Raw genomic sequence first — 9696 nt, 5'->3', positions numbered from 1 at the left:
ATACTGGATAAGGCGGGTCTTCGTTCACCCGCTAAAAGCGGGTTCACTTCGAAAAGGTATAAATATCTTTAATTTTAAAAACATATTTGGTTACAGTTTTTCATATGAATATTCTTTTAAGTAAGAAATTGCAAGCTATTTCGGAAGACGAATGCTAATTTTTGGATTCATGATGCAATATTAATCTGAATTTATTTCAGAATTAGAACAAATTTTTTCAGCTGAGATTGAGAGTAGCATTCATGAAGTCTTAACCAAAGAAGTGTATATAAAATAAAATCGTAAGGAGATAATGAAAATTAAGTAAAGTGATGACTTATTTATTTTTAATAGTAATTTTGTTATTATGCATCAAAAGAGATTTTTAATTTACACAATCATTAATGTTAAACATTAGAGGGCTACATATTGATTTAGAAAGTCTTCTTGTTATATATTCCAAAGTCAACTCACTTGATTTGAAAAAGAATTTTGAAGTAACTGCTGTATTTTTTTGTAAAAGTGTTCGTAGTTGAAATAAACAAAATACTTATTACAATGAAATTCAATGTTCTTCTGGTAATATTTTTCACACATCCTCAAGTAAAACAATGATAACTTTTTCTTGTAGTTAAATCTCTTTCTGTGATGCTTATTTTCAAATATCATCTGTTAATGTCGGCTAATTCAGATTTAAGAGGGAGAAAGAAAAATGTGAGGTATAACAAAAATTTTATTGAATACTCTGTAGATTAGTTAATCAAAAAAGCAGAAGGATTAGTTTAATGACAAAGATGAAAATATCAAGAAAGTCAACTTTTGGAAATATTTCCGATTGCAATTATGGCTGGCTTTCATTCAATGAAACAACAGGATGCCCGGGTGGCGGTGACTGCACCCCGCGGTTTAATTCAAAAACAAACACACTATCCGGCTGGGCAAAATTTCTTGCAGCTGATTCTTCAACTGGAATATGGGATGGATGGGTGAGTTTAAGTACAAAACCCGGCGAATCGCACTCATATACTGCTCATTTTGATTCTTCTACCCAAAAGTTTGTTTCCAATACTTCTTGGGCATGGGGTTCACATATTGCAGGCTGGATAAATTTTTATGATGTGAGTATGGGTTTGAAAACTGCACAGGCGCCAATTTTGGAGCCAGTATCAAATAGCGAAAAATGTGATGCAAATAATAAATGTAGTGTTGATTTTAAATTAACTAATCCGCAAGATTATCCATTTGGTATGAAACTTTTTCAGAGTATAACTGAAGGCTCTGAATACTTTGAGCGTACCGACATCAATCTTCCTTCAACTAAAATATCTGATTATATTTTTACAGTTACTGATTTAGAACCAAGCTCCACTTATAGCTTTTTTGTCAGAGGCTGCTTTACCAAGGTTTGTGAATTGTAACTAATTTCTATTGACATTATTTAGTTTTTTATGCTATACTATAAACAGTTAATAGTTCTTTAAAAATTTAAAAAGGAGGGGAAGAAAATGAAACTATGGGTAATAATAACAATTGTTATTTTTTTGTTTGTGCCCATAGTGGCACAGCAAGAAGAGGAAAAATTTGAAGTGGGTAGCGATGTTGTTACTGTAAATAAACTTTGGTGGAGAAGTTCCCTACGTAGTGTAGCGGTTGATAGTAAAAATAAAATAATTTATATCGGAGGAGGAATTACATCTCCATACCCTCGAATACGAATCTCAACAGATGGTGGCCAGACCTGGACTCCCGATGGTAGGTATGGTGGGTGGGACCCATACAGTGATATATTTGCCTTTGCTTTTGTTGATTCTGGATATGTTCTTGCGGGCACAGACGATGGTTTGTATCGTTCCAAAGATCATGGTTTGAGTTGGCAACAAATACCTCTTCCTCCATTTGATAAAGAGCATGCAGTTATGGCTTTGTTGGTTTCCACAAATAAAACAATTTTTGCAGGCGGTGTTGATGCAATTTATCGTTCCACAGACAATGGAAACAGTTGGTCTGTTGCTGCAGGGCCAGAATTTGTTTTTCCTTATGTCTGGTCAATGACCATAACTAAGGATGGAACGATTTTTGCAGGTCAACAAAGTTGGATCCCGCGGTCTGCCAAAGGTCTAATAAGATCTACGGACAATGGAAATACATGGGAATTCGTAAATAATTTTCCAAACTTGCCAACCACCAATCTTGAGGTTCCTCTTGTTGTTGCAGGTAATGATGGTGAAGTATATGCTTCTCCGAATAGGGGCCTATATGTGTCTTACGATAAAGGAAACTCTTGGGAAAGGATTGATGAAATAGATAATTATTGGGGGAGAGCAGGATATACAAGCAAAAATTTAGGAACTTTTGTTGGATTTTACTGGCAACCGGGAGATAAGTATACATTATATCGCTACTATAATAAGTCTTGGCAGGGAGTGCCGGGAGTAATTGGTGGCATTTGGGGCATCACCCAGTGGTCAGATAATGAAATACTGGTGGCTACTTCTGAAGGACTTTATAAAGTTGGTTTTTATGAAATCACTTCAGTACAGTCAACGCCGGAAGTGCCTGAATTTTATCTTCTTCAAAACTACCCAAACCCATTTAATCCAGTAACGACAATTGAATTTGCGGTCCCAGAAAAAGGAAGATACAAATTGAAAGTATATGACATACTCGGGCAGGAAGTGGCAACATTATTTGATGACGAAATAAACGCAGGCACACAAAAGCTTACATTCAATGGAAGTAATTTACATTCAGGAATTTACATTTACAGATTAATTGGAAAGAATGTAAATATTAGTAAGAAGATGATATTGATGAAATAAAGTAACGAAAGCATCCTTACTTTTGCTGATATAAATTAACTGAACTTTTGCAGGTTTCAAAATTTATTAAGAAAGCTTAAGGCTGTCTCGACTATTTAAATTATTCGGACTACAGTAAAATTAAATAAAGTACGCCTCTGTGTTCGTCTGCAAAGTAGTGAATGAACTTTTAATATAATGAATTTCATCTTATCTTAATTTAATGATTCGTCTTAAATCTAAATTCAAATAACAAAATCTTACCAAGACTTTTTAGTAACCAAATAATCAATCTGCGTTAAGATTATAACTAATTTGTGATTAATTGCACTCAATTATTGCGTAGTTAATATTTAATTAACAAAATATTCTTGAGTAAATCCAAATAAATAATTAGTTTTTGTTGACACAATTCCATTCTCGTTCTGGACTTTCAAAAAAAATTAAGGGAGGAACCATGCGCATTTGCAATATACTTTTTACATTTTTATTAATTTTTATTTTAAATGTAAATAGCATTATAGCTCAGAATGCAACGATTGATTTGAATATTTTTGGTGATTTATCTACAATTGATTTTGCAGCTTTTGCTGTTGAACAGAATCTTGAAAATCAACCAAGAATGGTTCAGATAATTATTAACCCGCCTGGAATGGAGGTAATAGTAGAAGGAATATTTTTGTGGTTGAAAGACCAAAGAACAGGTTTCCAAGAAGTTGGCAGATTTAGAACTAAACCATTTGTTGCAAGAAGTTTTTACAATGATGAAATTGGGTCAGTAAATGATATTAAAATTGAAACAAGTTCTTATAATTCTGATTTAACAAGAGAACTCACAGAAAAAGGTAAACCCAGCGGTATATTTCAATTCAAATTTATCCTTTATGATAAACAAGGTAGACAATTGGATAGTGATGAAGACCAATTAGTATTTTTGAATCCAACACCTCCACGCATTACTTCTCCTCTTGAAAACGATGTAATAAATGATGTTGGTTCAATAGTAATATCATGGAATGATGTTTTGGGAGTAACAAGTTATAAAGTGCTTGCAAATTATTTAAAGCCAAATGAGTCTTATGAACAAGCACTGAGTTCAGGAAATCTACTTGTTAACAACAAAGATGTGGGGAAAGTAACAAATATTGATTTAACAAAATATTTAGAACGTGAACTACTTACCGATACTGTTATTGTAATAGCTGTTAAAGCTGTTGTTCATCGTCCTGGTGGTTATGATGAGTTAATGAGTAATCCTGTTAAAATTAGAATTGGAAGGCAGAGTACCGAGAAAGTAATTAATCCAGATTTAATTCGGCTTGCTGATTTTTTAACAGGGAAATTAGATGATGCTTTTATAATGAAATTAAAAAATGGTGAGATTAGTGCCGAACAAATTCAATTTACAGATGAGAATGGAAATATTTTAGTTTTTTCTGATTTTGTTAGAATACTGAATTATCTTGAACAAAATGTTAATGACATAATTAATATTCAGTTTAGCGGCAGATAAATTTTAGGAGGGTAAAATGAGAATAAAACTTTTATCATTATTTTTATTATTTCCTGTGATAATAAATTTTTCATTTGATAAAACAAATATCCAAGAGAAAAATCCTAACCCACCGGACAATCCAGTAGCATTGGTTAAAAAAGTTCATAAGGTTGTTGATTATAGGAAATCAGCTCAACAAACAGATTGGGAAAAAGCTGTTATTGGATTAATACTGAATAATGGGAATGAAATTAAAACAGGTCCAAAATCTTTAGCATTAATTTATTTCACTGATGGTTCAGGTTTATTGCGTGTACGTGAAAATTCTATTCTTCATATCTATGGTGATAAAAAAGAAAGAAAACTAAATAAAAATACTTTCATTCAAAAAGGGCTTATTGGTTTTGATGTTAATAAACAAGCTGAAGATGAAGAATTTAAATTTACGACCCCTACAGTTGTTGCGTCTATAAGAGGTACAAGTGGATTTATTGATTATAGTGAAGATAGTACTTTTACAATGTCTTTAGATTCAGGAAGTGCTCTGCTTAATTTTTTAGGACCGCAGGGTGGAGAAGGAACTTTAACGGAAGGCAATACAGTTGTTATAACATCTGATGGTAATTTCGAATTTCATCAACAGACGGATGAAGACAAGAACAAATCTAATGAGACAAAGAAAACAAATGTCAAGAAGTTGATTATTAGAACCACTCAAGGAAATGTTGAAATCGAATATTACGCACCTGAAGAATAATCTTTAGTAATAGTTAAAAACAAGTAGGGGTCAATATGAGTAATAAAAATTTTTTGTTTTTCATAATAATGTATTTAACTATTAGTTTAATTTATGCACAGGAAAGTAATTACATCCTGAATGTCAAACTCAGTGAATCCAAAATCAATAATCCAATTAATATTTCTGTTGACTTAATTTCCGCGGAAAACATTTCATCAATTGAATTTGCTTATCGATTTTTTGATAAAAATGAATTTACAAAAAGAGAAATGCAGATAGCAGGAATTACTGCAACTGTTACAATTCCTGCTGAAGAAGTAAAACCGCCAACACTTGAATATTATTTTATAATTAATCTAAAAGATGGAACTACTGAAACTTATCCAACTGGAATAGAACAGGGAATTTCTCCATTTCAATTAGCTATTGCAGGTGAAACAGAGAAGGGGAAAGAAATTATTATACTTAGTCCAGAAGAAGGAGAAGTTCTAACTCGAGAAAATTTTTTGATATCAGTTTCTTTTATTAGAGCTCCTTCCAATATTGATGTTGAAAAAACAAAAGTTTATTTAAATGATATTGATATTTCACAAAACAAGTTGATTGCAGAAGATTTGATTGTAATTAATGGTGAAAATATCACTGATATTAAATATGGTTCCGCAGAAATAAAAATTGAGGTTTATGATAATAAAGGGAATTTATACTATACTGCTAAAAGAAGTGTGCTGATTGCAACAAAAGAAGTAGCTGAGAAAATTTCAAAAAGATGGAATGTCAATGGTCATCTTCGAGCAGAATCAAGAAATGAGAACTACAGTTCAGCATCAACCTGGTATAATAATTTTAGTGCAGAAGCTAAGTTAACATCTGACCAATGGCTGTTTAGTGGACAGTTGTATGTAACTTCAGAAGAAAAAAAATATTTACAACCATATAATCGTTACACATTGACAATTCGTCACAAAGATTTATTGAATTTACAAATTGGTGATTCATACCCTCAATTTCCAAATTTAATAATGAATGGCAAAAGAGTAAGAGGATTTAATGGAGCTTTGAACTTGGGAAAAATAAATCTTCAAACTGCATTTGGAGAAACAGAAAGAAAAATTGAAGGAACACTATTACAAACTTATCTAAGAGAAGAAGCTCCTCTTGCTTTTGATGTTATTAAAATAAATGAAAGCAAATATGGTTATCCATATGGCAGAGTTCAATTTGGAACTTATAAGAGAGATATTTTTGTAGTTCGTCCATCATTCGGGAGCGGTAAAAATTTTCAATTGGGATTTACATACTTACATTCTAAAGATGACCCAAATTCTGTTGAATTTGCATCGCGTCCACAGGAAAATGCTGTTTTTGGAACTGATTTAATGTTTGCAATTGATAAGCAAAATATAATGTTTACATCGCAGGCTGCATTCAGTGTTTTTAATAAAGATATATCCTCCGGGACATTGTCAGATGCGAAAATTGATTCAATATTTGGTGAAGGCTCTGCTTTTGATATTGACCCGGACCAGATAAAAACAATTAAAAAGATTCTTGGAAAATTTATTACTGTTAACCAGTATATTGGTCCATTGAATCCTCAAAAATTAGCTTCACTTGCAGGCGAGGCTGCATTAAACATAAATTACTTTAATAATTCCTTAAAAGCTTCATACATTTACAGAGGTAATGATTATCTTTCACTTGGACAATCATTCATTCAAACAGATATTAAAGGATTTAATTTTTCTGATCAGATTAGAATGTTCGATAACAGATTTTTTCTTTCAGTTGGTTATGAAAAATTAGAAGACAATCTTCAAAAAACAAAAATTGCTACTACAACTTACGAAACCTTTAGTGCTACTGCATCAATATTTACAAGATTAAATTTCCCGAATATCAGCGTTGGATATTATCGCAAAAAAAATAATAATGGTTTGAGTATTAGAGATCCTTTATTCAATAAATATGTTATTGATGAAATTACAAATCGATTTACATTTCTTATGTCCTATGACTTGAAATTATATGTTCGTCATAATACTTCATTATCAATATCAACTCAGCGAAGGGATGATAAAAGTCTAAGAGACTATGATGCTAATTTTAATTCAGTTTCATTTTCAGTTAATAGTTACTGGAAAAATAATTTGAACTCTGTTTTTCAAATATTCTACAGCTCAACAGAAATTGGTAATTCTCAATTCAAATATTTTACATTAACAGCAGGTGCAAAGTATAAATTAATGGAAAATAAATTAATTTTTTCTGCTACTCTAAGTCCAAGTTTTGGAGATTTCAAAAGACAAGCATTAGAATTAATTGCTGATTACAATTTAATTGGAAATCTTAATCTTGCTTTTCAGGCAAGAATTTTCAGATTTCCTGGAAAATCTACTAATTCAATTATTGGTTTAACTACACGATATGTTTTATAATTTTATGAACAGCAGCAAAAGAATTTTAACTGATATATTTAAGCAGATTTTAATAATTATTTTTGCTGCTGTTTTTACTATTGTTATAACACAAGATTATCTGCTTCCAATTTCTCCACTCAAAGAATTAGAACTAAAATTAATTGACAGAAGATTTTCAGAACGAGGACCAATTGACTTAAGTGATTCTTCTGATGTAATAATTGTTGAAATAACACAGGATGCTTATGAACAAATTCCACCTCCATATAATCGCTGGCCCTGGCCAAGATTTATTTTTGCTAAAGTAATTAATAATCTTACAAACGCAGGTGTTAAAGCAATTGGAATTGATATTAATTTTACAAGCAGCGACCAATTTTCTCCTGTAAACGATTCACTAATGATTGATGCAATTAGAAAGTCAAAAAAAGTTGTTCTTGCAGGAAAGATTGATATCGAGCAGGAAAAACTTTTCGAAGAAAATAAAAGTTTTATAACAAACCTAAATGAAAATTATGGCAATTACTTTTATAATGCTGATAGCTCAATAGGAATTGTTCAGGTGCCTGCTGATAATGATGGAGTATTTAGAAGATATGTACCTTATGTTAAATCTTATGTATCAAATAAATTGATACCAAGTTTTGGTTTCGCGGTTTTAAATAAATACTTTGGTTTCCAAAATTCATTTACAGCAAAACGCCATGGTAACTTTTTTGAATTTTCAGACAAATTAATTCCTCAATATGATAAGAACAGTGTATTGGTAAATTTTTATGGACCAAGTGGAACATTTCCTCGTATCAAATTAATTGATGTGCTTGATGATAGTGAATTTAAAACTGTTGATGAAATTGACATAGGAGAAGATATAAATACATGGGATAATCCAGATGGTGGATGGTTATACTCAGGCAAGTTAAAAAATAAAATTGTTTTAATTGGTTCAACAATGCCGGAAGACCGGGATATACTTCCAGTTTCTTTTGCAAAAGGGAAACAAAAGGGAGATAACTTAATTTATGGTGTTGAATTTCATGCGAATATAATTCAAAATATTTTAAGAGATGATTTTTTATATAAGCAATCAAATTTTGGTGAACTATTAATGATTGTTTTCTTAACTTTTTACTCATTTCTTTTAACATCATTTCTTAGAAAAGTAAAATTGCATATTGGTTTATTAATTGAGCTGTTGAATGTTATTGTTGTGGGCTTGAGTATTTATTTAATTTATCTATTGAGTATTTATTATTTTGTTGAAAAAAAATTAGTGATGGCAATTGTGAGTCCTTCGCTTGCAATTGTAATTGGATATTTTTCAAGCACTGCATATCATTTCCTAAAAGAAAGACAGCAGAATGTTTTAATTAAAGGAATGTTTAGTCATTATGTTAGTAAAGCAGTAGTTAATGAATTAATATCAAATCCGGAAAAATTAAAATTAGGAGGTGAGAAGAAAAACTTAACAGTTTTGTTTAGTGATATTGCAAACTTTACAACATTTGCAGAAAATAAGCAGCCTGAAGAGCTTGTCAGCTTTATTAATCAGTTTTTGAATGAAATGAGTGAAATAATTATTGCAAATGATGGAACACTTGATAAATATCTTGGTGATGCTGTTATGGCTTTCTGGGGTGCTCCTGTTGAAGTGCATGACCATGCTTATAAGGCTTGTTTGACTGCATTGCAGATGCAAACAAGACTTGCTCAATTAAGAGAAATATGGACAAACAAAACTGAATCTTCTATTCATATTAGAATTGGGATTAATTCGGGTGAAGTTATTGTTGGAAATATTGGAGGAGAAAAAAGATTTGATTACACTGTTCTGGGGGATAATGTTAATTTAGCTTCAAGACTTGAAGGAGCAAATAAGGAATATGGTACAAGCATAATGATTAGTGAATCAACTTATGAATTGGTGAAAGATAAATTTCTTGTTCGTTATCTTGATGTCGTAAGAGTTAAAGGGAAAACAAAACCTACAGCAATTTATGAATTAATTAGTGAGAAAGGAGATAAAAAAGCAGAAGATGCCATTGAAAACATGGATTTTTATTTTCAGGGGATAGAATTATATAAACATCGAAGTTTTGAAGCAGCATTAGATTATTTTAAACGCTCTTACGAAAAATTGAAAGATTATCCTTCAAAAGTTTATATAAACCGATGTGAATTTTATTTAACAAATCCTCCAGATGATAATTGGGATGGTGTGTTTGAATTGAAATCTAAATAATATGTTGCTTTGTTAGTTGATTC

General features: G+C 31.1%; 6 protein-coding genes. All 6 read left to right on the top strand.

Annotated features, from left to right (window positions below; all coding sequences use genetic code 11):
• The first annotated feature begins 764 nt into the window (after positions 1-764).
• The 6 genes from VJY32_RS03055 (at position 765) to VJY32_RS03030 (ending at position 9673) form a co-directional block, all read left to right on the top strand.
• Positions 765-1397, top strand: coding sequence for a hypothetical protein (locus VJY32_RS03055; protein ID WP_353676403.1), 633 nt, complete (start codon positions 765-767; stop codon positions 1395-1397).
• An 87-nt stretch (positions 1398-1484) separates the two neighbouring features.
• The gene (locus tag VJY32_RS03050) at positions 1485-2798 is read left to right on the top strand and encodes a T9SS type A sorting domain-containing protein (protein WP_353676402.1); all 1314 of its coding nucleotides are present in this window, start codon (positions 1485-1487) and stop codon (positions 2796-2798) included.
• 436 nt (positions 2799-3234) lie between these two features.
• Complete coding sequence (locus VJY32_RS03045) at positions 3235-4290, top strand: hypothetical protein (RefSeq protein ID WP_353676401.1); 1056 nt, start codon at positions 3235-3237, stop codon at positions 4288-4290.
• Positions 4291-4306: 16 nt separating this feature from the next.
• The gene (locus VJY32_RS03040; protein ID WP_353676400.1) at positions 4307-5029 is read left to right on the top strand and encodes a FecR family protein; all 723 of its coding nucleotides are present in this window, start codon (positions 4307-4309) and stop codon (positions 5027-5029) included.
• Between the two features lie 35 nt (positions 5030-5064).
• Positions 5065-7449: a hypothetical protein gene (locus VJY32_RS03035; protein WP_353676399.1), complete on the top strand. Its 2385-nt coding sequence runs from the start codon at positions 5065-5067 to the stop codon at positions 7447-7449.
• Between the two features lie 4 nt (positions 7450-7453).
• A complete protein-coding gene (locus tag VJY32_RS03030) occupies positions 7454-9673 on the top strand; it encodes a CHASE2 domain-containing protein (protein ID WP_353676398.1) in 2220 nt (739 codons plus the stop codon).
• Positions 9674-9696: the final 23 nt, after the last annotated feature.

It is taken from the genome of Rosettibacter primus (assembly GCF_036860675.1).
GTDB classification, from domain to species: domain Bacteria; phylum Bacteroidota; class Ignavibacteria; order Ignavibacteriales; family Melioribacteraceae; genus Rosettibacter; species Rosettibacter primus.
The sequence above is the reverse complement of the archived record's forward strand: the minus strand, read 5'-3'. Positions and strand labels throughout refer to the sequence as shown.

Bases quoted from the DNA above. Each gene is read 5' to 3' on its own strand.
- VJY32_RS03055 (WP_353676403.1), top strand. From the start codon at position 765: ATGACAAAGATGAAAATATCAAGAAAGTCAACTTTTGGAAATATTTCC.
- VJY32_RS03050 (WP_353676402.1), top strand. From the start codon at position 1,485: ATGAAACTATGGGTAATAATAACAATTGTTATTTTTTTGTTTGTGCCC.
- VJY32_RS03045 (WP_353676401.1), top strand. From the start codon at position 3,235: ATGCGCATTTGCAATATACTTTTTACATTTTTATTAATTTTTATTTTA.
- VJY32_RS03040 (WP_353676400.1), top strand. From the start codon at position 4,307: ATGAGAATAAAACTTTTATCATTATTTTTATTATTTCCTGTGATAATA.
- VJY32_RS03035 (WP_353676399.1), top strand. From the start codon at position 5,065: ATGAGTAATAAAAATTTTTTGTTTTTCATAATAATGTATTTAACTATT.
- VJY32_RS03030 (WP_353676398.1), top strand. From the start codon at position 7,454: ATGAACAGCAGCAAAAGAATTTTAACTGATATATTTAAGCAGATTTTA.